Annotated in this window: 23 protein-coding genes and 1 other RNA gene; 8 read left to right on the top strand and 16 right to left on the bottom strand. The window is 62.5% G+C overall.

The genetic code is table 11. The annotated features are described in order from the left end of the window. Positions 1–109: 109 nt before the first annotated feature. Positions 110–3,034 carry a TonB-dependent receptor gene (locus tag R3C98_RS00120; protein WP_371312069.1) on the bottom strand — a complete coding sequence of 975 codons (2,925 nt, stop codon included), beginning with the start codon at positions 3,032–3,034 and terminating at the stop codon, positions 110–112. 424 nt (positions 3,035–3,458) lie between these two features. Here R3C98_RS00120 and queC point away from each other — a divergent pair, with 424 nt between their 5' ends. Genes queC through R3C98_RS00105 form a run of 3 tightly spaced genes read left to right on the top strand, consistent with a single transcriptional unit; the run spans position 3,459 to position 5,208 of the window. Then, positions 3,459–4,190, top strand: coding sequence for a 7-cyano-7-deazaguanine synthase QueC (gene queC, locus R3C98_RS00115; protein ID WP_371312068.1), 732 nt, complete (start codon positions 3,459–3,461; stop codon positions 4,188–4,190). Next, positions 4,187–4,834, top strand: a complete 648-nt coding sequence (gene queE / locus R3C98_RS00110; protein ID WP_371312067.1) for a 7-carboxy-7-deazaguanine synthase — start codon at positions 4,187–4,189, stop codon at positions 4,832–4,834. Before queC ends, queE begins: the two co-directional genes overlap by 4 nt. Beyond that, complete coding sequence (locus tag R3C98_RS00105; protein WP_371312066.1) at positions 4,789–5,208, top strand: 6-carboxytetrahydropterin synthase; 420 nt, start codon at positions 4,789–4,791, stop codon at positions 5,206–5,208. The genes queE and R3C98_RS00105 overlap by 46 nt, the downstream gene beginning before the upstream one ends. Here R3C98_RS00105 and R3C98_RS00100 read toward each other — a convergent pair whose 3' ends face one another. From R3C98_RS00100 to R3C98_RS00090, 3 genes are all read right to left on the bottom strand, one after another. Then, on the bottom strand, positions 5,209–5,706 hold the full coding sequence (locus tag R3C98_RS00100; protein ID WP_371312065.1) for a hypothetical protein: 498 nt from the start codon (positions 5,704–5,706) through the stop codon (positions 5,209–5,211). Between the two features lie 81 nt (positions 5,707–5,787). Next, complete coding sequence (locus tag R3C98_RS00095) at positions 5,788–6,483, bottom strand: pirin family protein (RefSeq protein ID WP_371312064.1); 696 nt, start codon at positions 6,481–6,483, stop codon at positions 5,788–5,790. Positions 6,484–6,778: 295 nt separating this feature from the next. Further along, a complete protein-coding gene (locus R3C98_RS00090) occupies positions 6,779–7,147 on the bottom strand; it encodes a hypothetical protein (protein ID WP_371312063.1) in 369 nt (122 codons plus the stop codon). Positions 7,148–7,694: 547 nt separating this feature from the next. Between R3C98_RS00090 and R3C98_RS00085 the strand changes: the two genes are divergently transcribed. Continuing rightward, positions 7,695–8,696, top strand: coding sequence for a hypothetical protein (locus tag R3C98_RS00085; protein WP_371312062.1), 1,002 nt, complete (start codon positions 7,695–7,697; stop codon positions 8,694–8,696). A 6-nt stretch (positions 8,697–8,702) separates the two neighbouring features. Here the strand turns inward: R3C98_RS00085 and gyrB are convergent, their stop codons facing one another. From gyrB to R3C98_RS00050, 7 genes are all read right to left on the bottom strand, one after another. Further along, positions 8,703–11,129, bottom strand: coding sequence for a DNA topoisomerase (ATP-hydrolyzing) subunit B (gyrB, locus tag R3C98_RS00080; protein ID WP_371312061.1), 2,427 nt, complete (start codon positions 11,127–11,129; stop codon positions 8,703–8,705). A gap of 168 nt (positions 11,130–11,297) precedes the next feature. Continuing rightward, positions 11,298–13,370 carry a DEAD/DEAH box helicase gene (locus R3C98_RS00075; RefSeq protein WP_371312060.1) on the bottom strand — a complete coding sequence of 691 codons (2,073 nt, stop codon included), beginning with the start codon at positions 13,368–13,370 and terminating at the stop codon, positions 11,298–11,300. Between the two features lie 268 nt (positions 13,371–13,638). Next, on the bottom strand, positions 13,639–14,871 hold the full coding sequence (locus R3C98_RS00070) for a cytochrome P450 (RefSeq protein ID WP_371312059.1): 1,233 nt from the start codon (positions 14,869–14,871) through the stop codon (positions 13,639–13,641). 77 nt (positions 14,872–14,948) lie between these two features. After that, the gene (locus tag R3C98_RS00065; RefSeq protein ID WP_371312058.1) at positions 14,949–15,389 is read right to left on the bottom strand and encodes a PaaI family thioesterase; all 441 of its coding nucleotides are present in this window, start codon (positions 15,387–15,389) and stop codon (positions 14,949–14,951) included. Further along, complete coding sequence (locus R3C98_RS00060) at positions 15,386–15,844, bottom strand: PaaI family thioesterase (RefSeq protein WP_371312057.1); 459 nt, start codon at positions 15,842–15,844, stop codon at positions 15,386–15,388. The genes R3C98_RS00065 and R3C98_RS00060 overlap by 4 nt, the downstream gene beginning before the upstream one ends. A gap of 9 nt (positions 15,845–15,853) precedes the next feature. Continuing rightward, positions 15,854–16,336: an SspB family protein gene (locus tag R3C98_RS00055; protein WP_371312056.1), complete on the bottom strand. Its 483-nt coding sequence runs from the start codon at positions 16,334–16,336 to the stop codon at positions 15,854–15,856. 177 nt (positions 16,337–16,513) lie between these two features. After that, the gene (locus R3C98_RS00050) at positions 16,514–16,708 is read right to left on the bottom strand and encodes a hypothetical protein (RefSeq protein WP_371312055.1); all 195 of its coding nucleotides are present in this window, start codon (positions 16,706–16,708) and stop codon (positions 16,514–16,516) included. Between the two features lie 92 nt (positions 16,709–16,800). On the opposite strand from R3C98_RS00050, the gene R3C98_RS00045 reads away from it, so the two are divergent. Next, the gene (locus R3C98_RS00045; RefSeq protein ID WP_371312054.1) at positions 16,801–18,039 is read left to right on the top strand and encodes an aspartate aminotransferase family protein; all 1,239 of its coding nucleotides are present in this window, start codon (positions 16,801–16,803) and stop codon (positions 18,037–18,039) included. A 6-nt stretch (positions 18,040–18,045) separates the two neighbouring features. On the opposite strand, the gene cls is transcribed toward R3C98_RS00045, so the two are convergent. Beyond that, positions 18,046–19,509 (bottom strand): cardiolipin synthase, encoded by a 1,464-nt coding sequence (cls, locus tag R3C98_RS00040; RefSeq protein ID WP_371312053.1) that lies wholly within the window; start codon positions 19,507–19,509, stop codon positions 18,046–18,048. 68 nt (positions 19,510–19,577) lie between these two features. Here cls and R3C98_RS00035 point away from each other — a divergent pair, with 68 nt between their 5' ends. Continuing rightward, complete coding sequence (locus R3C98_RS00035) at positions 19,578–20,309, top strand: endonuclease/exonuclease/phosphatase family protein (RefSeq protein WP_371312052.1); 732 nt, start codon at positions 19,578–19,580, stop codon at positions 20,307–20,309. A gap of 86 nt (positions 20,310–20,395) precedes the next feature. Continuing rightward, positions 20,396–20,824, top strand: a complete 429-nt coding sequence (locus R3C98_RS00030) for a hypothetical protein (RefSeq protein ID WP_371312051.1) — start codon at positions 20,396–20,398, stop codon at positions 20,822–20,824. A 50-nt stretch (positions 20,825–20,874) separates the two neighbouring features. Here the strand turns inward: R3C98_RS00030 and ssrA are convergent. Together ssrA and R3C98_RS00020 are read right to left on the bottom strand one after the other, a co-directional pair. After that, positions 20,875–21,229: a transfer-messenger RNA gene (gene ssrA / locus R3C98_RS00025) on the bottom strand. A 173-nt stretch (positions 21,230–21,402) separates the two neighbouring features. Next, the gene (locus R3C98_RS00020; protein WP_371312050.1) at positions 21,403–22,542 is read right to left on the bottom strand and encodes a cytochrome-c peroxidase; all 1,140 of its coding nucleotides are present in this window, start codon (positions 22,540–22,542) and stop codon (positions 21,403–21,405) included. 269 nt (positions 22,543–22,811) lie between these two features. On the opposite strand from R3C98_RS00020, the gene R3C98_RS00015 reads away from it, so the two are divergent. Continuing rightward, positions 22,812–23,402, top strand: coding sequence for a helix-turn-helix transcriptional regulator (locus tag R3C98_RS00015; RefSeq protein ID WP_371312049.1), 591 nt, complete (start codon positions 22,812–22,814; stop codon positions 23,400–23,402). Between the two features lie 35 nt (positions 23,403–23,437). Here the strand turns inward: R3C98_RS00015 and R3C98_RS00010 are convergent, their stop codons facing one another. Both R3C98_RS00010 and R3C98_RS00005 read right to left on the bottom strand, forming a co-directional pair. Next, positions 23,438–23,731: an HPr family phosphocarrier protein gene (locus R3C98_RS00010; RefSeq protein WP_371312048.1), complete on the bottom strand. Its 294-nt coding sequence runs from the start codon at positions 23,729–23,731 to the stop codon at positions 23,438–23,440. Between the two features lie 24 nt (positions 23,732–23,755). Further along, on the bottom strand, positions 23,756–24,169 hold a 414-nt coding region (locus R3C98_RS00005), incomplete at its 5' end, for a PTS sugar transporter subunit IIA (RefSeq protein ID WP_371312047.1).

Raw genomic sequence — 24,169 nt, 5'->3', positions numbered from 1 at the left:
CTGGTGGGTGTGAATATGGGGCGCAACATAGGGCAGGCCGGGCGGGAGACCAAACAAAAAGGGCGGCCCATGCCGGGCCGCCCCAATCTGTTGTGTTACCTGAAGCGCCTTACCAGGACTTCTTGAGCGTGACGCCATAGAGCGCCGGCTCGGTCAGGAAGACGTTGGTGTAGAGGCCGGAGGAGTCATCGGTCAGGTAGTTACCGGTGATGACTTCTTCGTCCGTCAGGTTCTTGGCGAAGATTTCCACGCCCCAGCCGGTCTCTTCATTGTCGAAGAGGATCGACAGGTTCACGTTGGACCAGGAGTCCAGCTGGTCGCGCTGGGTGTTCCAGATCCGGCTGAAGCTGTCGGCCTGCCAGTAGTAGTCGCCGCGGATGGTCATGCTCCAGTTGGAGTTCCCGAGGGACGGGAAGGTATATTCCGCTGCGAGGTTCAGCGTCGTGTCCGGCGCACCCGGCAGGGAGTTGCCATCGACGTTCTTCGCGTCGCCTTCGAACGCCTGCAGCAGGCTGGCTGTCTGCGTCTGTCCATTCGAGTCGGTGTACGTCACCGTCTGTCCGGTCAGGCCAAGCAGGGCTTCCAGGTTACCGAGACCGCCAACGCCAGCGGCGAGGGCACCATTACATAGGCCACGGGTGGAACCTGCTGGCAGGGCATTCGCTGCGATGGCGCCGAGAACCGTCGCATAGCCTTGAGCCGAAACCACACAGTTGGAATAGGACGAGGCATTCTTCAGCACCACAAGGTCGGACCGGCCATTGGCGCGGTCGAGCACGTCGATGCCATAGGTATCCACGACATTCGCATCCAGCAGACCGAGGTTCGCCGTCAGCAGCCAGTTCTCAGCCGGCGTCCAGAGAGCTTCGACTTCAAGGCCCTGGATTTCAGCATCCACGTTGATGTTCACCGACGAGCGGTTGATGATCTGCGTGATCTGATAGCCCTGATAGTCATACATGAAGCCCGTGACGTTCAGTTGGGCTGTGCCCCCCATAATGGTGTTCTTCGTACCGATCTCGTAGGAGTTCACGAATTCCGGGTCGAAGGTCTGCGGGAATGCATTTGCGTTGTCCGCCGGTTGCGGTGGGTTGATACCGCCGCCCTTATAGCCTTTCGAGTAGAAGGCGTAGATCAAAGTGTCTTCGGTGAAGCTGAGGTCAGGTTTCCAGTCGACACCGAAACGGCCGGTGACTTCCTTGTCTTGCGTGTTCAGCGTGCCGTCGCCACCATTATCCGGCGAAGCGCCGACAATCGGTTGCGGTTGCAGAGGGTCGAAACCCGGGGCGCGCGGAACGAAGAGGAACGACGGAATGACATCCTGTTCTTTCTTGTCTTCCGTATAACGAAGGCCAAGAGTGAACTTCAGGGAGTCCGATGCTTCGAAGTATCCCTCGCCGAACACGGCAGTGGAGTTCAGGCGGTACGGGGCGAGCGACCGGTATTGCTCGCCGCCGTCGCCATTCATCGAACCATTGAACAGGCCGAGGTTTCCGGCGCTGCCGGAATCCAGCGGGATGTTGCCGCCGAAGATAGATCCGCCAAGTGCGTTGTTGAGCTGGACCAGGGCCGTCAACGAGTTCGACATCACATAATAGCCGGCGCGGTTGTCGTAAGGATCAATCGCGTCGAAGTCGACCTTGATGGCACCGAGGTTGAAGTTGAACGGACCGTCGAAATCCGACTGCAGACGGATTTCATGCGTATCCTGCTCGCTCGCCCCGCCGGATTCATCGAAGGTCCGGAACAGGTTGGACACGCCAAGCTGCGGATCGCTCACCACGCCACCCGGGAACAGAAGATCGTAAACCGCTTCATAACCGGGGGCCAGGAAGAACGGACCGGCCGTTTCATTGAACGCGATGGTCGGCGCAACCTTGTTGTAGTCCTCAATCGAGGAAGAGGAGGTTTCCGAGTGGCTGCCCAGATAGGTGAGGAGCAGGCTGTCGGTGATGTTCCACTCGCCTTTCCAGGTGATCAGGTCCTGGTCGGCTTCATACATCGGGTCGAAGGCTGACTCGATGGTGCGCAGGTCCGGATTGACCGGATCGGTGAAGGCGTCGCCGTTCAGCAGGCCTGCGATGATGGCTAGGCCGCCACCGAGGGTGCCTTGCGAATTCACACGATCCTTCGACTGGCTGAGCGGTGCATCCTGACAGCCAAGCGACGTGGCGAGCTGGTCAAGCGGCGAGACGGCAATGCCGGCGTAGCTCGAGAAGCCCGGATCTTTCTTACACAGCTGCTTGCCGGAGCGCAGGCGGCTGTCATCTTCTTCGAAGTGCTCAAACGAGACCCAGCCGCGCAGATTGTCGAATGGCTCGATGGCGAACGTGGCACGGTAGCTCGACAGGTCACGATCATCGACATCGTTGCCGGTCACAGAGTTATTCACATAGCCATCACGCTGCAGGACCGAGCCGGCCAGACGCAGGGCTGCTTTTTCGCCGAGCGGCAGGTTGACCATGCCCTTGGCTTTGAAGGTGTTGTGGTTGCCATAGGTGAGTTCGGCATCAGCCTGGAATTCGCCCAGCACCGGCTTGGCGGTGATCAGGTTGAACACGCCGCCCGTGGCGTTCCGTCCGTACAGGGTCCCTTGGGGGCCCCGCAGCACCTCGACCCGTTCAACATCATAGAATTCAGCTTCGAAGAGACGGTTTGCCGTCAGCGGCACATCGTTCTGGTGGATGCCGACCCCCGCATCGCCCGACTGGGCGACCACGTCAGCACCGATGCCGCGGATCTTGAAGTTGAAGCCTGTGAAGTTGCCCTTGGTGAAGGACACGTTCGGGATGGATTTGACGAGGTCAGGACCACCGGTCAGCTGCAGGCGCTCAAGCGCACTCTCGTCAAAGGCGGAAACGGCGATTGGAACATCCTGGATGGATTCCTCGACCTTCTGGGTCGTCACCGTCACGGTCGAAAGTGTTCTGGTGCCCTCGTCTTCCTGAGCCACTGCGGCAGGTGCCAGCAGGCCCATTGCAAGCACTGACGCGCCAGCAAGCCAGATACATTTCGAGTCTCTGTTTTTGATCATTTAATTTTTCCTCCCCTCGGGCCAGCGGAATTGCAGGCGTCGAGCAATTGTCTGAGCTGTCTCTTTTCGGACATGCTTCAGAATCCATCGAATGGCAGCCGCGAGGGAAAGTCAATATTTTTAATTGGAACGTTTGGCCTGGTGGACGCTACGTAAAGGCAAAAAATGAGCGATGTCCGGGCCTCCCAAGCGGCCAATTGCAAATTTCTACCTTCTGATCGGCTCAAATCGTGTCTTCAGGGCCACACCTGAAATCGCAGGCAATGAAGACGATTCACCTGTAGGGAGAGAGACTTGCGCTGGAATCGGCGGAAATACTTGCCTGGCGCCCCCTTTCCGGCGGGCTTCCCCTTGTGAAACAGCGGCGGAGATCGCACGGTTTTCGCGGCTTGGCCGGGGTGGCCGGGACTGGTAGAGGCGCGCCATGAGCACGAAGATTTCCTCCTCCGCAAACCCGGCTGAAAGCCGGGCCCTGGTCCTGTTTTCGGGCGGGCAGGATTCCGCCACCTGCCTCGCTTGGGCGCTGGAGCGGTTTGAGACCGTCGAGACGATCGGCTTCGATTATGGCCAGCGCCATGCGGTGGAGCTGACCTGCCGTGAAAAGGTCCGGATCGGCATGGCGAGCCTGAAGGAGAGCTGGGCCGCCCGGCTGGGGGAGGACCATCAGATTGACGCCACCGTTCTGAAGAGCCTTGGCGAAACGGCGATGACTCATGATGTGGCCATCGAGACGACCGGGGCAGGCCTGCCTTCCACCTTCGTGCCCGGCCGCAACCTCCTGTTCCTGACGCTGGCAGGCGCGCTCGCCGTGCGCCGCGGCACGGGCGTTCTGGTCGGGGGCATGTGCGAGACGGATTATTCCGGCTATCCGGATTGCCGGAACGACACGATCCAGACGCAGGCGGAGACCCTGCGGCTTGGCCTCGACAAGCCGATGTCGATCGAAACCCCGCTCATGTATATCGACAAGGCGGGCACCTGGGCGCTGGCGGATGAGCTGGGCGGACAGGCGCTGGTCGACCTGATCGTGGAAGACACCCACACTTGTTATCTCGGCGATCGCAGCCAGCGGCATGACTGGGGCTATGGCTGCGGCACCTGTCCGGCCTGCGAGCTGCGCTCGGCCGGGTGGGAGCGCTGGCAGGCGTCGCGATGACCTATTCGGTCAAGGAAGCTTTCTACACCCTGCAGGGGGAGGGCGCGCAGACCGGGCGCGCCGCCGTCTTCCTGCGCTTTGCAGGCTGCAATCTGTGGAGCGGCCTCGAACGTGACCGGCCCAAGGCGGTCTGCCAGTTCTGCGACACGGATTTTGTCGGCACCGATGGCGAGAATGGCGGCAAGTACAGGACACCCGAAGAGGTCGCCGCGCTGGTCTCCGGAATCTGGAGCGCCCACGCCGAAACGGCGGGCCGGCCCTATGTCGTCTGCACCGGCGGGGAGCCGCTGCTTCAGCTCGACCCGCCGCTGATCGCGGCGCTTCATGCCGCCGGCTTCGAGATCGCGGTGGAGACCAATGGTACGGTCGAGCCCCCTGAGGGGCTGGACTGGATCTGCGTCAGCCCCAAGGCCAATGCGGCATTGGTGCTGAAAAAGGGCAATGAACTCAAGCTGGTCTACCCGCAGGACGAGGCCGAAGCGCAGCCCGAACGGTTCACGGAACTGGACTTTCAGCACTTTTTCCTGCAACCGAAGGACAATTCCGAGGCGGCCCGCAATGTGCAGGCTGCCGCTGCTTACTGTCTGAAGAATCCGCAATGGCGACTGAGCTTGCAAACGCACAAACTGACCGGGCTGCCCTGAGCCCTGAGGGCCGCGTGTTCGAGATCTCCAAGGCGGTGCATTTCGAGGCGGCGCACTATATGGGCGGCAAGCCGGAAGGGCATCCTTACCGGAACATGCACGGCCATTCCTTCCGCCTGGAAGCCACCGTCGCCGGTGTCGTGAAAGCCGGCGAGCAATGGGTCGAGGATTTCGCCCATCTGACCGCCTGCCTGAACGCGACGGCCGAAAAGCTGGACCACAAACTGCTCAACGAGATCGACGGCCTTGAAGTGCCGACGCTGGAGCGGGTCTGCCTCTGGGTCGCTGCCGACCTGGCAGAGGCGCTGCCGGGGCTGAAGCGCGTTGCCATCGCGCGCCCCAGCCTCAACGAGCGGTGCGAACTCGTCCTTTAATCAGGACGGGTCCTGGTTCGCCAGCTCACCTTCCTTCAGATCTTCCACGAAGTTCCGGGCGAACCGGTTCGATGCGCGGTTGGCATCGTACCAGGTGGTGAAGCCGGTCTGGCGCAGGTCGTGCTCATACCAGGAATACTCATATTCCTTGGTTTTCTCATCCCCGGCGTCATAGGCCACGGCGGACAGTTTCATGCCACCAAGGCTGCGCGAGGCGCCAAAGTCGAGGCCGGGCTTGTCGCCGAGCTGCTTGAAGGTCGGCTTGGACGGCTTCGCATCGAGAATGGTGACGTCGATCCGGGCGACATCCACGCCGGCCTTTTCCAGTTCGCGCGTCAGGTCTTCCTTCACTTCCTTGGACAGGTACTCACCTTCGCGGGTGCCATAATCATCCTGCAGCTTGGTCTGGAAATCCTCCGAGATGGAGACGTTGATTTCCGCTGCCATGGCGGCCGGGGCCAGCAGGAGGGCGAGGGCGGTGATGGGAACAAGTTTCATGGGTCAGAACCTCCATTCAGGTCTCCGATCAACTTACCATCACCTCCCTGCATCCCGAAGTCACGCTGATGTGAAGTGCCGTTAAATCGTGTCCACAAACACGATTTCGGCGTCTTCGATGCCTTTCAGCGTCAGGGCCTCCGCGCCGGTGATGGCGGCCCCGTCGCGGGCTTTCAGGACCTGGCCGTTCAGGCTGACCGAGCCTGTGGCCAGTACGAGATAGCCATGGCGGCCGGGGGCGACTTCATAGTCCAGCGTATCGCCAGCGCGCAGTGTGGCGCCCATGACCTTGGCGTCCTGCTTGATCGGCAGGGCATCGCCTTCGCCATCCTTCGCGGCGAAAACGGTCCACTTGCCGGAGCGGTCGCCTTTCGGGAACTGGCGCGTGCCCCAGCCGGGCTGGCCACCGCGTTCGCGCGGCAGGATCCAGATCTGGAACAGCTGGCAGGTCTCATCGTCGGCATTCCATTCGGAATGCTGCACGCCGGCCCCGGCGCTCATCACCTGGACATCGCCGGCCTCTGTGCGGCCAGTATTGCCCATCGAGTCCTTGTGCGTGATTGCGCCCTTGCGGACATAGGTGATGATTTCCATGGACTGGTGGCCATGCGGCGGGAAGCCGGTGTGCGGCTGGATCGTGTCGTCGTTCCACACGCGCAGGGCGCCTTCGCCCATGCGGCGCGGGTCGTGATAGCCCGAGAACGAGAAATGGTAATTGGCGTCCAGCCATTCATTGCGGAAACGGCCGAGACGGTCGAACGGACGAAGTTCAATCATGACAGGCTCCTTTGGTGCCGTGGTGTTTGCGTTGAGCCGAATATGACGCCGGGCCCGCCACACGAAAGGGCAGGGCAGGAGAGAAGACTTATGCCGGGGCAGCATAAGTGAGCCGCAAGGCCGCTTGTGCCAACACGTTTGCCCGGCGCGGCGTGTGCCGTCCGGTGGGGTTGGGTCTGGTTCCTGTAGTTCATCCTTCGACTTCGCTCAGGATGAGTCCGTTACTTTTGCGCGCCCCCTCAAGAGGCTCATGCTGAGCGAAGTCGAAGCATGGCGACACGCACCGGGCACGCAGCTAAGGCGGACCACGCACGTTCAGGGCATGACCAATCCGGACTATGGCATGACTAGCCATGACTATACCGGACTTCAGCGGATCATGGCGGACTAGCGCGGACATCACGCGCACGGCGTCAAGCACGTCGCTGCAGACCGCAGGACGTTCCCATCGCGGCACACGCGGGGCTTCATAAGTGTAGAGATTATCGGGCGGCGGCGGGTCTGACATCCGGACAAATCGGATGTTCCCGAATTTATCCACCGCCATCAGCGCATCGCGCCCCGTTTCCGTGTGCCAGCGGGCGACACGGAGCAGGTTCCAGACCAGCCATGGCCAGAACAGCGGCCAGACAAAGTCGAAATAGATGCGGAGCTGCGGATGCATGCCCCCGAGGATGGGAGCGGATGCTTCAGGGGAGGATAGAGGCCCACCCGCGCGTGTCATCCCGGAAAGCGCGAAGCGCTTATCCGGGACCCAGTGCTGCTGCGGCGACACCACACCCCGTCCCGGATATTTGCTCCGCAAATTCCGGGATGACACGCGGCGGATGGGGGACAGGGCCCAATTTCTCCTCACGCGTCATCCCCGACGGCGCAGCTGTCTGGGGATCCATCTCGGAACGCCTCAGCAGAGTACGTCATGCGCTGCGGCGCACGATGGACCGCAACCGCACATGACGCACCCGGTCGCCTCGTTCAGAGCTGGGCCCCCAGACCGCTACGCGGCCGGGGGTGACGCATGTGGGGAGTTTGGCTGCGGGAGGGTGAAACCCGTAAGGTGGGTTAGCCAAAGGCGTAACCCACCAAGCAGAACGTGCCGCAGATCCGAACGGTGGGTATCACTCCGCTCAACCCACCCGTCGCATCTGCCGGAAGGCGGGGGAGAAGACCTTCTCTCTCCCCATGCCGGAATGTTTACAGGGGAGGGGAATATGGGCATCTGGCAGGAGGCAGACCGTGACGGCGGGGGCGGACGGAGCGAACGGAAAATGCAGCTGATCATTCATGTGGGGCTTCCAAAGTGCGGGTCGACCACGCTGCAACAGTGCTTTGGCGGCATGCGGGAAAGCCTGTCTGCACAGGGAATATTCTATCCCCCTTCCTTCCGTCACAATCACGAGGCGGCAAACACGAAGATCAACAATGAGTGGATCGACGGGCGGATCGGCGTCGATGCCGTGGTGCAGGCGGCGCGGGCGGTGGGGGCCACGCAATGCCTGCTCAGCAGTGAGTTCATTGCCATCGGGATTGGCCGCTATTCTCCGAAGGTGCTGCGGCAGGCCGCAGGCTGGTTGGAGGGAGAAGGCGTTCAGCTCACCCTGATCCAGGTGTCGCGTGCGCTGGATCCCTTCCTGGCGTCGCTGTACCGGCAGACGATTTCAAACGCCAAGGGCATTTCCCAGCTTTATGCAGAGATCGACTGGACCCCGCACAGCAATGCCTATGCGCATGGGCTGGAAGGACTGGTCCAGCATCTGCGTCCGGCAGAAGTGCGCCGTTACCGGCTGGAGGAGGCCGGGTGGCTGGAGGCCGTGTTTGGCGATCTGGGGCTTGCGCCCCCAGTGGAGGTGCCGCGCGCGAACCGCTCTGCGCCGGATGTCACGATCGAGATGCTGCGCCAGTTCAGCGCCATGGGAGAGACAGCACCACACCGCGTTTATATCACGCGTCTTTTCAGTCTGGCGGTCGGACCTGCGAACAGTATCCTGTTCCGTCAGGCATCCCGGCGTCCGCCGGAAGAGGCTGTGCCGATGACCCGAGAAAGCATCGAAAGCCTGCGCTACATACCGAACCCGCCGCTTCGCTATGACGAGGACGCGTTCAATGCCTTCCGGCAGGAGCTATTGTCTGTGTACGATCTTCACGCCGAGGCGTTCGGCGTGGAACAACGCCCCTTCCTGCGGGCATTCCGCAGGCTGTATCGCGCAGGCTAAGCGGCGTCAGACATCCACCTCGGCATCAAGCGCGTTTTCCTCGATGAACTCGCGGCGTGGCTCGACCACGTCGCCCATCAGTTTGGAGAACATCTCGTCGGCTTCTTCCATATGGTCGACGCGGACCTGCAGCAGTGTGCGGGCGTTGGAGTCCAGCGTGGTTTCCCAAAGCTGGTCGGCGTTCATTTCGCCGAGACCCTTGTAGCGCTGGATCTTCAGGCCCTTGCGGCCGCTGTCGAGCACGGCCTTCAGCAGGCTGCTCGGTCCGTGTACGGTCACTTCGCCGCCTTTTTCCTGACGCAGGATGGCGGGGCGGTCATAGATTTCGGCAAGGCCGGCGGCGCGTTCTGCCAGGCGCTGGGCGTCCTGGCTGGCGATCAGGGCCGGGGGCAGGGTGATGGTCTCGTCCACACTACGCACCGAGCGTTGCAGGACAAGGGCGCCTTCGACGAAACGGCCGGCCCAGGTGTCTTCGCCTTCCTCGGCGAAGCGGTTCAGGCGCTCGGCCGTTTTCTCGGCTTCGGCGGCACCGGCGCCTGCGGCCAGCGCCCCGGAAAGGGCGGCATGTTCGATCAGGTCGCCCGAGGCGCGCAGGGCCAGGCGGCGCAGGTTCGCCTGGAAGTTCGATGCCTGGCGCACGCGGTCGCGCAGGTCTTCCCCGGCAATCGTGGTGCCGTCGGCCAGGATGAGGGATTCCCCGTCCGTGCCTTCGCCGATGAGATAGGATTCCAGTTCCGCATCGTCCTTCACATAGCGTTCGGAGCGTCCGCGCGTCACCTTGTAGAGCGGCGGCTGGGCAATGTAGAGATAGCCGCGCTCGATAATCTCCGGCATCTGACGATAGAAGAAGGTCAGCAGCAGCGTACGGATGTGCGCGCCGTCGACGTCAGCATCGGTCATGATGATGATCTTGTGATAGCGCAGCTTGTTGATGTCGAACTCGTCGCGGCCGATACCGGCGCCGAGCGCCATGATCAGCGTACCGACCTGATCGGACGACAGCATCTTGTCGAAGCGTGCGCGTTCCACGTTCAGGATCTTGCCGCGCAGGGGCAGGATGGCCTGGTTGTCGCGCGAACGGCCCTGCTTGGCCGAGCCGCCAGCGGAGTCACCCTCGACGATGAAGAGTTCGGATTTTGCCGGATCCTTCTCCTGGCAGTCAGCCAGCTTGCCGGGCAGGGAGGTGATGTCGAGCGCGGACTTGCGGCGCGTCAGTTCGCGAGCCTTGCGGGCGGCCTCGCGCGCAGCGGCGGCCTCCACGATTTTGCCCATGATTTCCTGGGCTTCCTTCGGATGCTCCTCGAACCATTCGGACAGTTTTTCGCCCATCATGCTCTCGACAACCGGGCGGACCTCGGAGGAGACGAGCTTGTCTTTCGTCTGGGAGCTGAATTTCGGGTCCGGCACCTTCACGGAGAGGACGCAGGTCAGGCCTTCACGGGCATCGTCGCCGGAGATCTCGACCTTCGATTTCTTCGCGATGCCGGTCTCGTTGGCATATTTGTTGATGATGCGCGTCAGGGCCCCGCGGAAGCCGGCCAGGTGGGTGCCGCCGTCACGCTGGGGGATGTTGTTGGTGAAGCACAGCACGTTCTCGTGATAGCTGTCGGTCCACTCCAGCGCGGCCTCGACCGTGATGCCGTCCTTCTCGCCGATGGCATAGATCGGTTCCGGGATCAGCTTGTTCTTGGCTTTGTCGAGGTGTTCGACGAATGCCTTCACGCCGCCTTCGTACATCAGGTCGACTTCGTAGGGGTCGGCCTCGCGCTCGTCGCGGAAGATGATGTGCACGCCGGAGTTCAGGAAGGCGAGTTCCCGAAGCCGGTGTTCCAGCGTCTTGCGGTCGTAATCGGTCATCGTGAAGGTGGAGGAGGCCGCCAGGAAGCGCACCGCCGTGCCGGTGAAGGGCTTGCCCTTGTTCGTGATCGGAGAGTCACCACGGGTGACCAGCGGCGCTTCGACATGGCCGCCATCAATGAAGCGGACGAAGTGTTCCTTGCCTTCGCGGTGGATGGTCAGCTCCAGCCAGTCCGACAGGGCGTTCACAACCGAGACGCCCACCCCGTGCAGGCCGCCGGACACCTTGTAGGAGTTCTGGTCGAACTTACCGCCCGCGTGCAGCTGGGTCATGATGACTTCTGCTGCGGAGACGCCCTCGGTCGGGTGCATGCCGACCGGGATGCCGCGGCCATTGTCGGTGATCTCGGCCGAGCCGTCAGGGTAGAGCGTGACGGTCACACGGTCTGCGTGGCCAGCCAGCGCCTCGTCGATGGCGTTGTCCACCACCTCGTAAATCATGTGGTGCAGGCCGGAGCCGTCATCGGTGTCGCCGATATACATGCCGGGGCGTTTACGCACCGCCTCAAGGCCCTTGAGGACCTTGATGGACCCGGCGCCGTATTCGGTATTTTCGCCCTGCGTTTCTTCGGCCATGAGGTTACCCCGTCGATTCTTCAGATTCGCCCGTAAATATAGGGGATTAACGGGCCTGAGGGAACCTGAACGGGGGTTATTTTACAGCTTATTGCGGGTGCGAATTATCTTTGTAAAAACAGGGAGTTGTGGCGCCCGGAAATGGCTTCCGGAGCGCCCCTCGCCGGATCAGCCCCTGGGGGCTGGTTTCCGGGCCTTTTTCGGGGGTTTTCCACCCTTCTGAAAGGCAAGTTTACCGCCTTTGGCCGGGCCTTTTGCGCCAGGTTTTCCGGCTGGCTTGCCCTTGCCGCGCATCGGGGGCTTCCAGCCGTCCTTGGCATGCACTTTCGAGAACTTCTTCTCCGGTCTGGCGGGCTTTTCCCGGTCGTCCTGGATATAGTCCGTCTGTGGGGAGGCCTTGCGCTCGGCCGGGGCCTCGTCGGGCGTGAATTTCTTCTTGTAGGGCTTCTTGCCTGACAGGTTGCGCGGGGCATCCGGATCGTAGGGTTTCTTGCGCAGGCGCGGGGCCGGGCGCTCGTCGCGGTCGCTCCGGTCGCTCCGGTCGAAACGGTCTTCCCGGTCGAACCGGGCAGGCGGAGGCGGTGCTCCGTCCAGCGGAGAGGCGCGCAGGCCTTTCTCGATCGTGCCGCCATCGCCAATCGTGTCGAAGAAGCGCTGAGCGGCTTCACGGGTCAACTCGACATGGGTGTCGGAGGGATTGATGCGGATGGCGCCGATATCGTCGCGGGAGAGGCCTCCGGCCTTGCACAGGACCGGCAGGATCCAGCGCGCCTCGGCGTTCTTCTTGCGGCCGACATTCAGCTGCACCCAGACGGCATCATCGAAGCCCTTGCGTTCGGATTTGCCACGCTTTTCGCGCGGTTCGCGGTCGGCCCAGTCGCCCCGGTCGCCGCGTTCTGTGCGTTCGCGGCGTTTCGGCGGGGTGAGGTCCACTTCGCGCAGGTCTTCCGGGGCGGAGCGGCCTTCACGCTGCTTGCGCAGGAAGGCGGCGGCGACCTGTTCGGCGCCGTGCTGCTCAAGCAGGGCGTCGATCATGGCGCGTTCGCTCTCATGGATCGGACGGGTGAGGGACGGGTCTGCCAGCAGGCGCGCATCGTCGAGGGCGTTGATCTCATCGGCCGACGGCGGCGTGCCCCAGGTTGCTTCGATCTTCGCATCGCCGAGCAGGCGCTCGACCCGGCGGCGGGCCTTCGGTGCCACGATCAGCGCGCTGACGCCCTTGCGGCCGGCCCGGCCCGTCCGGCCGGAGCGGTGCAGCAGCGTCGCTGGATCGCGCGGCAGGTCAGCATGGATGACGAGGCCCAGATTGTCGAGGTCAAGGCCGCGGGCGGCCACATCGGTGGCGATACAGACGCGGGCGCGGCCATCGCGCAGGGCCTGAAGCGCATTGGTGCGCTCCTTCTGGCTGAGCTCGCCGGAAAGGGCGACAACCGGGAAACCGCGATTGCCCATGCGGCTCATCAGCTTGTTCACGGCGGCGCGCGTGGTGCAGAAGACCAGCGCGCTCTCACTGTCGGAATGGCGCACGATATTGACGATGGCATTTTCTTCATCGCCCGGCGCAACCAGAAGGGCGCGGTATTCGATGTCGCCATGCTGACGCTGTTCGGATTCGGTGCGCACGCGCTCGGCGTCCTTCTGGTAGCGCGCGGCGAGGTTGGCGATGCCTTTCGGCACAGTCGCGGAGAACATCAGGGTGCGGCGCGTTTCCGGCGTGCCTTCCAGGATATGTTCCAGCTCTTCGCGGAAGCCCATGTCCAGCATCTCGTCGGCTTCATCCAGCACGACGACGCGGATGCCGGCGGTGTCGAGCGAACCGCGCTTGATATGGTCCGACAGGCGGCCGGGGGTGCCGACCACGATGTGGGCACCGCGGGCAAGGGCCTTGCGCTCGTCGCGCATGTCCATGCCGCCAACACAGGTGGCAAGGCGCGCGCCGGCCGGGCCGTACAGCCAGGTCAGCTCGCGGGCGACCTGCATGGCCAGTTCACGGGTCGGAGCAACGATGAGGGCAAGCGGCGTCTCGGCGCGGCTGAGGCGGTCTTCCTCGCCCAGCAGGTCGCCGGCCATGGCAAGACCAAAGGCGACGGTCTTGCCGGAGCCGGTCTGGGCGGAAACGAGCAGGTCGCGACCGGCGAGCGAAGGCTCGATCACGGCGGACTGGACCTGCGTAAGGGAGTCATATCCCTTATTGGAAAGGGCTTCGGCAAGAGCCGAGGGAACGGACGGATTAACGGACATGTAAAGGCTTTCGGGGGTTGGTCTGTCAGGGATCGTCATCGAGGCACGATCGACCTGTCAGAGGGGTTTGAGGCGCCTATGACACGTTTTTGCGCGCTGCACCATGGGCGCGCGCAGGCCGTTCGTTAACGGTGAAGCGGGATGGTTTGGGCGCGTTCAGGCTGGGTCCCGGATATTTGCTTCGCAAATTCCGGGATGACAAGAACTTGAAAGATCTCTCGACGTGTCATCCCGGAAAGCCCGAAGGGCTTATCCGGGACCCAGAACGTCACACCGCAACATCCAGTTTTTCGATGCCGCGGAAGAAGGGCAGGGCGCGCCAGGCGATGTCCTGTTCCGGCAGCTTCATGTCCGGATAGCGTTCGAAGAGTTTCTGGTAGACGCGCCTTGCCTCCATGCGGGCAAGGGGCGCGCCGATGCAGATATGAGGCCCGCCGCCAAAGGCGACATGGCTGGCGCGTTTCTTCGTGATGTCGAAGATGTCGGGCGTTTCGAACGTCTCTGTGTCACGATTGGCGGAGGCGAGGGAGCAGAAGACGACCTGATGTTCCTTCACCGGGCAGCCAGCGACCTGCTTGTCGGCCTCGGCGATCCGCGAGGTGGCGGAAACGGGCGCCTCATAGCGCAGCACTTCCTCCACCGCCTGGCTGGCGAGGCCGGGATCGGCCTTCAGCGCGGCGAGCTGGTCCGGATGGGTCAGGAACAGCCAGACGCCATTGCCGATCAGGTCTGTCGTTGTGAGGTTCCCGCCGACCAGAAGGGCCTGAAGGTTGATGCGCACTTCATCATCTGTCAGCGGAGCGTCTCCGCTGGCCTGCAGCTCTACCATGTCCGTGATGAGATCGTCCGCCGGGACCTTGCGGCGTGCGGCCATCAGTTCGGTGAAATAGGCGTCGAGCGCCTCGCCGCCAGCCATCATGCGCGCGGTTTCCTCCGGCGTGCGGACAGGGTTCAGGCTGAGGATCACGTCTTCCGACCATTGGCGAAATTCCGGCAGGCGGTGCTCGTCCACGCCGAGGATGCGGGCAATGACGGTGACGGGAATGGGTACGGCAATCTCTGCCATCAGGTCGAACACGCCGCTGGACGGGGCGGCGTCGATCGTCTCGTCGACGATGGCTTCGATCTCTGCCTTCATCTTGTTGATGCGGGCATAGAAGGCCTTGGCGAGCGGCGGGCGCACGCGCGAATGGTCGGGCTCGTCGAGGAATAGAATGGAGGTGCGACGCGGGTTTTCCTCGTCACTGACCAACTGGCGGGAGATCGAGCCTTCCTCGGCATTCAGCGGATGACGGACGAAACTGCGGTCGTTGACGGTTGTCCGCACATCACCATAGCGGGTGAGGAACCAGGTCTTCGCCATCTCGTCCCGCATGACGGGACAATGCTCGCGCAGGGCCTTCAGGGGCGGGTGCGGATCGCGGCGCGCATCCGGCATGAAGGCCGTCACTTCGATAACCGATTGCGGCACCTTCGGGCGGGCGCCCGGATCGTCAGCCATTGTTTCCTCCGGTATTTTTCTTTTCCCGGAAGGATAGCACACGTCAGGCAGGTTGGCGCGGGTGTCGCGGCGTCAGCCTATTTCCACTCGAGGACGCGGGGAATGCAGCTGGCCGTGGCCTGGGCGAGCAGCTTGCCGGTTTCGTCGCGCAGGAAGCCCTGCGTGAAGATGCCGGCCTTGCCGCGGCGCACCACTTCGCCCCGCCCGATCAGGCGCTGGCCAACGGGCACGGGGCGGATGAAGCTGACCGTCATCTGCAGTGTCGGCGCCATGGCCGGGCCATCCTGCACGATGGAGCCGGCAATGCTCATCACCTCGTCCAGCATGGCGGTGACGAAGCCGCCTTGCGCGTTGCCGCCGGGATTGGTGGCTTCCCTCGGCAGGCAGAAGGCGCCCTCGGTCCAGCCTTCGGCCTCGTCGAAGCCCAGCAGCTCGAACGACGTGAAATCCATCGAAGGGGTCCGCGTGTCCGGATTGGTCAGGATGTCCTGCCAGTAGGCGCGCTTGTCGAAACTCATTTGCCGAGGCGTTTGAACGGCATCGGGATGGCGGTTGCGGAGGCCTTGGCGACCGTTTTTCCGTCCGGGTCAAAACATTCCGCTTCCATGAAGGCGGCGGACTTGCCGAGCCGCAGGATGCGGGCATCGACATAGGCCTTGCCGGGCATCAGGCGGGAAAGATAGCTCGTCTTCATTTCCAGCGTCGGGGCCGTCATGGTGACGTTGGAGGCGATGATGACACAAGTGCTCATCGCTTCGTCCAGCATGGCGGAGATGAAGCCGCCCTGCACCGCGCCGGTCGGGTTGGCGAAGGAGGGGCTGACGTCGAATTCCATCCGTATGCGCATGGCATCCTGTTCGACTTCGATGAGCTTCATGCCCAGCGTGTCGGAACAGGGGGGACGCTTCTTCGAGCCCTGGAAGCGGGCCAGCATGTCAGCGTCGCTGATGCGGGGCTTTTCAGTCTCTGACAATCGTCCGGCCTATTTGCGGCGGAAGGCGTCGAGGTTCACCACCGTGCCGGCATCGCTGGCCGGGGCGGCGTCTTCGCCGGCTTCGTCATTCGTTTCAGCCAAGGCCGTGGCGGGCGCGATGACGGCCGCGTCCTTGTCCTGCGATTCGAAGGTCAGGCCGAAATTCACGGACGGATCGACGAAGCGCGTGATCGCGGCATAGGGCACGAACAGGTGCTGCGGCACGCCGGAGAATTTCAGGATGATTTCAAAATGGCCGTCATGGACTTCGAGGTCCCAGAACTGGTGCTGAACCACGATGGTCATGTCGACGGGGAAGCGTTCGACCAGGTAATCGGCCATCCGGACGCCGGGGGCCTTGGTGCGGAAGGTGATGTAGAAGTGATGGTCGCCGGGCAGGCCGCCATTCGTTTTCGCGCGCTTCAGCGCCTCGCGGACGACGCCGCGCATGGCTGCCTGTGTGAGCGCTTCGTAACCGATATAATCCGTCATGGCCCGGTGCTGATCCCCATCAAATTTCTTGCTTGTTGTAGGCGTCACAATATTCCCATGCCCGCCCCCCGGCAACGGCCTTCGCACAATGCGCGAGCAAAAAGCTGCACTTCGCGCAGGGGTGCGTGTGGTGCGGCGCAATGGCCTTATGTGCAGCCCTGACAGCAGCCTTGCGGCCTAGTTGTGGGGCTTGTCGTAATTGGCAGGCGGGTCGCTGGCCGGAAACGATTCGTCGCCTTCTTCGTCAACCTCGTCCCAGTCTTCCGGTGGATGTTCCATGTTTTCAGGGCCTGCCGGGCGAATGTTGCCGGTTGCAGGAGGGGGCTGGCCGTTGTCCTCGCCTTTTTTGCCTTCGTCAGCGCTGTTCGACATGATGTGTCCTCTCTGGCTAAGCTTCCATATGGGCGATACCCATGCGCCTTGTGAGAAGACCAATATAAGCAAGGGACGAGGGAGGATAAGCCATGCAGATGCCGGAAAAGGGCCGTGACTGGGCCGATGTGCGCCAGGAAATGATCAGCCGCGGCGGCGGAGATGCCCAATGGCGTGACGGGCGCACGGCAGTCTACGTCTTCAATGCGGGCCATGATGTGGAACAGGTCCAGCAGGAAGCCTACACCCTGTACATGGCCGAAAACGGTCTCGGCCCGCTCGCCTTTCCCAGCCTTGCGCAGATGGAGAAGGAAGTGATCGGCATGGGCCTCGGCCTGCTGCACGGGCCGGAAGGGTCAACCGGTGCGATGACCTCCGGCGGCACCGATTCGATCACCATGGCGATGAAGACCGCGCGGGATTATGCCCGTGCGCAGGGCAAGCCGCGCGAGGGGCAGAATGTCGTGCTGCCGCAATCAGCGCACCTGGCCTTCGACAAGGCGGCCCACCTGATGGACATCGAAGTCCGCCGCGTGCCGCTGAAGACAGACGGCAGCTATCAAGCCGACCCCGCCGCGATGGGCGAGGCAGTGGATGAGGCGACCGTGATGATGGTCGGCTCGGCGCCGAACTTCCCGCATGGCATCATCGACCCGATTGCAGAGCTGGGCGAGGTCGCTGCGAAGAAGGGCGTCTGGTTGCATGTCGATGCCTGCGTCGGCGGATACTTTGCGCCGTTCGCGCGGATGAACGGCGTGCCGGTGCCGGCCTTCGATTTCGAAGTGCCGGCCGTCCATTCGATGAGTGCGGACCTGCACAAGTATGGCTATTGCGCCAAGGGCGCCTCGACTGTGCTGTTCCGCTCTGAAGAACTCTATTCTTTCATGCCGTTCGATCTGGCGGGGTGGAGCGGCGCGCCGATGAAGACGCCGACGCTGGCCGGCACGCGGCCGGGCGGCGCGATCTCTGCGGCCTGGGGCGTGATGAACACGCTGGGCGTCGAAGGTTACAAGCGCCTGCAGGGGCAGGTGTGCGCGACGCGCGAGAAGATCGAGGAGGGCGTTAAGCGTCTCGGCTTCGGGATTGTCGGCAAGCCGATGCTGGGCCTCGTCGCCTTTTACCATCCGCAAGCCCATGCCTTCGCGGTTTATGGCGAGATCTACCGGCGCGGCTGGTTCACTTCCGTGACGAAAGAGCCGCCCAGCCTGCACCTGATGCTGAGCCCGAAGCATGCCGACGTGGCCGATGCCTATCTCGCCGACCTGGAAGCCAGCCTGAAGGCGGTGACCAGTGGCCAGGATGGCCCGAAGGTGGAAGCACGCTACAGCTGATCGCTATTACAGGATCGGGCTGGCGAGGCGCAGGATGTTCTCCAGGAACTGGTGCCATTCGGGGCGCTTCGCCCAGCTCTCCGGATCCAGCGGAACACTGTCCGGCAGGTAACTGCCCGAATGCTCCCAGAGCGCGGCGCTGGTGGCCGCATCATAGATCACCATGGTCAGTTCGAGGTTCAGGAAGAAGCTGCGCATGTCGATGTTCACCGTTCCGAAGAGGGAGACCTCATCGTCGACCAGGACGAGCTTGGTGTGCAGCAGGCCGCCGCGATAACGGATCAGGCGCACACCGGCGCGCAGCAACTCCCTGTAGGAGGACTGGCTGGCAAACTGGGCAAGCCGCGAATCCAGCCGTTCCGGCACGATAATCTCGACCTCCACCCCGCGCTTGGCCGCCGAGACGAGCGCGAGCTGCACGGCGGGGTCCGGAATGAAATAGGGCGAGACGATGCGCAGGCGTTTCTGGGCGCTGAAGATCGCCGAGACGAGCACTTCATAGATCGTGGAATTGCGCATTTCCGGGCCGGAGGGCAGCACCTGCATGCTGACCGGTATGCCTTCACCCGCTTCGGCACATCGTGCGATCGGCAGGGCATTAAGGTCCGCCCGGCTGATCTGGTAGCCGACATTGTCCAGCAAATAGTCCGACAGGCAGACCGAGGTGAGGGCGTCCACGACAGGGCCTTCCACGCGCATCATCATGTCGACCCACTGGCCGACGCCGCGATTGGCCTTGAACAGTTTCGGGTCCGCCAGATTGTAGCTGCCGACATAGCCGACGCGCTGGTCGCACACGAGAAGCTTCCGGTGATTGCGCAGGTCAGACCGGCGGAAGAAGGAGGAGAACAGGTTCACCCGCAGGGAACGGACGATCTGGACGCCAGCCTTCCTCAGCCGCTTTGGCCAGTGCGACCGGAAGAAGGGTTTCGAGCCGAAATCATCCGCCAGGATTTTGCAGTCCACCCCGCGCTGTGCTGCGCGCTCCACGGCGGCCAGCACGTTGGCGACCTGTCCTGCGGGATCTAGAATGTAGAATTCGAGGCAGATGCTTTCCTGTGCGGCGTCGATGTCGGCCTGCATCACGGCATACAGCTCGCCTGCATCGGTGAAGAATTGCGGGGACAGGCCTGCCAGCACGGGAAAGCCGCTATCCGCCAGGATCGACCGGGACAGGGCCTCATACCGGGGCGTGCCCGCCACATTCGGCGGCAGGCTGGCTTCCTGGACATTGAAGACCTGCATGAAGAAGCTGCGCAGCCGTTCGCCCATCTTCATGCGCCGCTGGCCAAGCCGGTGATCGCCGAACAGGACATAGAGCACAACACCCACAACAGGCAGGCCGAACAACAGGAACAGCCAGGCCAGGGTCGTGTTCACCTCCAGTTTGCGGTAAAGCAGGCGGACTGCTGCCAGGACCGAGAGGGAGAAGTGCACGATAAAGGGGATGGAACTGAGAAGAGGAATCATGTGCCCAGCCTGACAAGTCGTGACGTCTTGCCCTTACCCTGACCTGCCTGAACCACCAAAGGAAGCCCGTGCCTCTCAAACTGCTGACCTGGAACATACAGGCTGCCATCGGAACGGCCCGCTACACTGACTATGTGATGCGGGTACACCGGCAGGTTCTGCATACCGCCGCAAAGACCAGCACGCTGGAAACCATTGCCGAGACGATCCGTCCGGCTGATCTGGTCTGCCTGCAGGAAGTGGACCTGGGCGGGCGCCGGGCGGGGTTCCGCTGTCAGGCAAATGCGATTGCCGAACAGTCCGGCCATGCGCATCTGGTTATCCAGGAGAACCGGGTGATCCGGGGTATCTCACGCCATGGCAATGCGATCCTCAGCCGGTATCCGTTGTCGAATGTCCGCGACCTGAAACTGCCGGGCAGGGTGCCGGGGCGCGGCTGCCTCATTGCCACGGTAGAGGCGGAGACGCGCTTCGATGTGGCCTGTGTCCATCTCAGCCTGGGCAGGCGGGATCAGGCGCTGCAGCTGGACTTCCTGGCAAGCCACCTGCCACATCATGGGCGCTGGGTGGTGATGGGCGATTTCAATTGCGGCCTGCATGCCAGTGCCGTGGAGGATTTCCTTCAGCACATGCGGGCGGAGTTCGGCCATCAGGCCCCGCCGACCTATCCTTCCTGGCGCCCGCAGAAAGCCTATGACCATATCCTTGCCGGGCGTGGGCTGGCGCTCAACCAGTATTTGCCGGGCGAGGAAATCTGTTCCGACCATCTGAACGTGACGGCCGAACTGGACTTCGACTGAGTGTCCGGACAGCTTTCCGCGCGCCACATTCTTGTCGTGATCGGCGGCTTATGCTCCGCTCCGGAATCTTGAAAAAGGGGACAAGAATGAAACTGGGACTCATGACCGCCGCGGGCCTCGCCGCAACGCTGATGCTGGCAGGCTGCGGAAACAAGGACGGCATCGAAGGCAAGACCGGCGCGGACATCACGGCCAAATCCTCGGCCAATGACATCGGTGAAGCCTATATCAACGAGATGACGCGCATTGCCGACGCGCTCGAGACCGTCAATGACGAGGCGAGCGCCAAGGCCGCTGCGAAGAAGTTGAGCGTTGCAATCGAGGGCCTGAACAAGATGCAGGAGGAGCTGGACGGCGAAGTCTCCGGCATCAAGGGCATGCAGATCTTCGGCAACCGCTTTGCCGAACTGGCCGAGGTGCAGGGGCGCGTGGCAACGTCCATTGTTCGCATCCAGTCCGAACATCCGGAGCTGATGGATACCCTCGGCGAGGAGCTGGACAAGCTGGACAACTAGTCAGCTCGCCTGCGCTGCTGGCAAGGCCGCATCACCGCAAGGAAGGGGAAAGTGGAGGCTTCTGTTGCCAGGCGCCTCCGGGCCCCGCCTAGGGGTCTGAAACCCTAGGAGTTAAGTTCGGTAATCATCCGACTGCTTACGCAGCCATCAGTTCACCTTCAGCAAAGTTGTCGTTTGCAACTATGTTGATTTGGGCTTCTGAGGGGGCCCAATCCGGCGAAGGCCTCGTCTTTACACGTCCGTCGATCCTATTTCGGCCCCGTCAGGAGCAGGCCCATCAGAACCTGCTTTTGGTGGAGCCGCCGGGTACCGCCCCCGGGTCCGAGCCGCTTATTACACGCGCGTTTATCGCCATAGTCCGAAGACACCTCCAATATAGGGGCAGGGGCCGGGCGATGAAAGGGGCAATGGCCGTGGTGGACATTAACCACCGGCAAACCCTGTGGAAGGGCGTGCAGGCGGTTTTCCCGAGTGCAGCTCCCATCATTGTCTGAAGTGCGCGTGATCGCTCCAGATGCGGATGAGACAGTCCTGGCGGTCAGCTTCCTCGTCGTCCACCGAAACCGGCTGGACAGTTTCTATTTTTCCGGTGGCGGCGATTTGGCGTCGCTGATTGGCAGCTGAGGGATAACCAGTTCCGGCTGGTCGCCGGTCAGCGAGCCGAGGAAGGCCGTGATCTGGTCCACTTCTTCCGGCGTCAATGTCTGACCCAGCTGGACTTCGGCCATCACCGCGACGGCGCGTTTCAGGTCGGGCTCGGATCCGGAGTGAAAATAGGGCGCTGTCTCGACGATGTTGCGCAGGGTCGGCACCTTGAAGAAATAATCTTCCGCCGCGTTCCCGGTCACCCCGCCGCGTCCCTTGTCCTCTGGCGGGAGATAGACAGGGCCCGGATCAGAAAAGACTCCGAACTTCTGATACATTGTTCCCCCCAGATTCACGCCGGAGTGACAGGTAAGGCAGCCTGTATCGATGAATAGGGTGAGGCCTGCCTTCTGGTCCGCTGTCAGGGCGTTGGTATCGCCGCGCAGGAACTGGTCGAACGGTGCGTTCGGCGTGATCAGGGTCGCTTCAAAGCCGGCGATGGCCTTTTGCGCATTTTCGAGACTGACGGGATCCTTCTCCCCGGGAAATGCCTTTGCGAACATTGGGGAATATCCCGGCAAGGCGAGAATCTGCTCTGTCACGTGCGCCTGGGGCGATGCCATCTCCACGGGATTGACCAGAGGGCCGCCAGCCTGCTCGACCAGATCCTTTGCCCGACCGTCCCAGAACTGCACGAAGTTGAAAACGGCATTGTAAACGGTCGGGGCATTCCGGCCGCCACGTTCGCCATGGAAACCGGCGGAGAACGGCGAGTTGTCCGCACCGCCGAGACCCGGATAATGACACGACGCGCAGCTGATTGAATGGGTCGCGGAGAGCCTCGGATCGAAGAACAGCATTTGCCCCAGCTCGACCAGTTCGGGGGTCGATGTGACGCCTTCGATTGCCGGAGCGTCCATCGGGATGGGCTCCATGAAATCCCGCGCCTGAAGTATCAGCTCGTCGCTGGTTTCGGCCATTGTTGGCGTCGGTGCCTGTGTCTGCGCTTCCTCGCTTGGGCGCGCGCCGCCATCCGGGCTTGCGGTCTTGCCATCTGGCGAGCACGCCACAACCGCCATCATGGCGGATAGAGAAACCGCGCGCAAAAGGTTCTTCGTGTTGAGGTTAGCCATGGTCCAGACTCCGTGCCGCATTGCCGGAAATGCTACACCTTAGGTGCTATGGCCCCAACGAGCATGTTATAAGCAGGTGCTTACGGCGTGAAATACCGCATGATATAAGCCTTCAGACGGTGGCTCATACGCGTAATGACTTAGGCCCATGTTTTGTCTGCGCGGATGGTCAACACCGAAAGCCTCATGACCCGGACCTGCCAAATGCGGCGCAAGGGGGGGCGCTTGTCTTGCGGGGGACTGTGATGGACGCGAGGAAGGCGAGGACCATGTCGAGGCGAAGAAGGGGAGATTCCCGCTCCGGCACACACCTGCTGGCCGTGATAGCCTCGATCGTCGTCGTTCAGGCGGCTGCGACAGCATTCTTCCTTGGCGATGCAGTGTTGGACATCGCGCTTGGCGTTCAGGTGACGGGCGCCTTCTACCACGGATTTGAGTTGCTGGTGGCGATCGCACTGAGTGCGGGCGTGGTGATGGGAGTGCTGGTCTTGCGGCGCCTTATCACCGAGGCAAAGCAGAGGGACCGGACTGTCGCCCTGGCCCGCGGCGCCATGGCCGAAATCGTCGAGCAGCGCTTTGCCGAGTGGGGGCTGACTGAAGCAGAGAGTGAGGTGGCGCTCTTCGCCGTCAAAGGTTACGGCGTGGCAGAAATCGCGCGTTTGCGCGAATCCGCCATGGGGACCGTGCGCGCGCAACTCAGCAGAATCTACGTCAAGGCTGGCGTGACCAGCCAGGCCATGCTGATCGGCGGCTTCATCGACGAATTTCTCGATGTCATTCCGGTACGGGAAGCCGAGAGCGACCCCGCTCAGACGGCGGATGCAAGCGCCTCGGTCAGGTCGCAGGCCGATGGCGAATAGGTCGATTGCGCTACAGGCAGATCAAACTAGGCATTCTAATACAGCACGTCGCTTTCGCCGCGTTCGCCAAAGCCGTCTGCGATGAGGCTGGCGATGGCGGTGACGGCCTCAGCCGCGTCCGGGCCATTGGCGGCGAGTTCGACTTCGCAGCCCTGTGCGGCGACCAGCATCAGAAGGTCCATGATCGACCGAGCATCGGCTTCCTGGCCTTCATGGCTGACCACTACGGTCGACTGGTATTCGCTGGCCAGTTTCGACAGCTTTGCCGAAGCGCGCGCGTGCAGGCCCTTGCGGTTCACGATGGTTACGCTTTGGCGGGCTTCGGTCACGGCGTTCTGCACAGGCACTCTGGATCAGTTGGATTTTGCGAGGAGTTCGGAGGCGATGTTGATGTAACGCCGCCCTGCCTCTGCAGCGGTGCGGGCAGCTTCGCCGAGCGGGAGTTCGTCGCGGACTTCGGCCAGCTTGATCAGCATGGGCAGGTTCACGCCAGAGATTACCTCGATATTCCCCGAATTCATGATCGACATGGCGAGGTTCGACGGTGTGCCGCCAAACATGTCTGTCAGGATGATGACGCCAAGGCCGACATCGCAGGCCTTGGCTGTGTCGCGGATCTGTTCGCGCCGGGCTTCGATATCGTCTTCGGCCTCGATGGAAATCGACTTGAATCGTGCCTGTTCCCCGACGACGTGTTCCGTCGCGGAGACCAGTTCCTTCGAGAGCTTGCCGTGGCTAACGACGACGATGCCGATCATGCGGCCCCT

Origin of the sequence: Hyphomonas sp. (genome assembly GCF_041398465.1) — a bacterium.
In the GTDB taxonomy this organism is placed as follows: Bacteria; Pseudomonadota; Alphaproteobacteria; order Caulobacterales; family Hyphomonadaceae; genus Hyphomonas.
Note: the sequence above shows the minus strand (reverse complement) of the source record. Positions and strands in the feature narration are given on the sequence as shown.

Excerpts from the sequence above, each read along its gene's own strand:
- R3C98_RS00070 (WP_371312059.1), bottom strand. The coding sequence starts at position 14,871 with ATGGCTGACGATCCGGGCGCCCGCCCGAAGGTGCCGCAATCGGTTATC.
- R3C98_RS00020 (WP_371312050.1), bottom strand. The coding sequence starts at position 22,542 with ATGGCTAACCTCAACACGAAGAACCTTTTGCGCGCGGTTTCTCTATCC.
- R3C98_RS00105 (WP_371312066.1), top strand. The coding sequence starts at position 4,789 with ATGGCGACTGAGCTTGCAAACGCACAAACTGACCGGGCTGCCCTGAGC.
- R3C98_RS00075 (WP_371312060.1), bottom strand. The coding sequence starts at position 13,370 with ATGTCCGTTAATCCGTCCGTTCCCTCGGCTCTTGCCGAAGCCCTTTCC.
- R3C98_RS00055 (WP_371312056.1), bottom strand. The coding sequence starts at position 16,336 with ATGACGGATTATATCGGTTACGAAGCGCTCACACAGGCAGCCATGCGC.
- queE (WP_371312067.1), top strand. The coding sequence starts at position 4,187 with ATGACCTATTCGGTCAAGGAAGCTTTCTACACCCTGCAGGGGGAGGGC.
- R3C98_RS00085 (WP_371312062.1), top strand. The coding sequence starts at position 7,695 with ATGGGCATCTGGCAGGAGGCAGACCGTGACGGCGGGGGCGGACGGAGC.
- R3C98_RS00050 (WP_371312055.1), bottom strand. The coding sequence starts at position 16,708 with ATGTCGAACAGCGCTGACGAAGGCAAAAAAGGCGAGGACAACGGCCAG.
- R3C98_RS00030 (WP_371312051.1), top strand. The coding sequence starts at position 20,396 with ATGAAACTGGGACTCATGACCGCCGCGGGCCTCGCCGCAACGCTGATG.
- cls (WP_371312053.1), bottom strand. The coding sequence starts at position 19,509 with ATGATTCCTCTTCTCAGTTCCATCCCCTTTATCGTGCACTTCTCCCTC.
- R3C98_RS00095 (WP_371312064.1), bottom strand. The coding sequence starts at position 6,483 with ATGATTGAACTTCGTCCGTTCGACCGTCTCGGCCGTTTCCGCAATGAA.
- gyrB (WP_371312061.1), bottom strand. The coding sequence starts at position 11,129 with ATGGCCGAAGAAACGCAGGGCGAAAATACCGAATACGGCGCCGGGTCC.
- queC (WP_371312068.1), top strand. The coding sequence starts at position 3,459 with ATGAGCACGAAGATTTCCTCCTCCGCAAACCCGGCTGAAAGCCGGGCC.
- R3C98_RS00100 (WP_371312065.1), bottom strand. The coding sequence starts at position 5,706 with ATGAAACTTGTTCCCATCACCGCCCTCGCCCTCCTGCTGGCCCCGGCC.
- R3C98_RS00090 (WP_371312063.1), bottom strand. The coding sequence starts at position 7,147 with ATGCATCCGCAGCTCCGCATCTATTTCGACTTTGTCTGGCCGCTGTTC.
- R3C98_RS00120 (WP_371312069.1), bottom strand. The coding sequence starts at position 3,034 with ATGATCAAAAACAGAGACTCGAAATGTATCTGGCTTGCTGGCGCGTCA.
- R3C98_RS00065 (WP_371312058.1), bottom strand. The coding sequence starts at position 15,389 with ATGAGTTTCGACAAGCGCGCCTACTGGCAGGACATCCTGACCAATCCG.
- R3C98_RS00015 (WP_371312049.1), top strand. The coding sequence starts at position 22,812 with ATGTCGAGGCGAAGAAGGGGAGATTCCCGCTCCGGCACACACCTGCTG.
- R3C98_RS00045 (WP_371312054.1), top strand. The coding sequence starts at position 16,801 with ATGCAGATGCCGGAAAAGGGCCGTGACTGGGCCGATGTGCGCCAGGAA.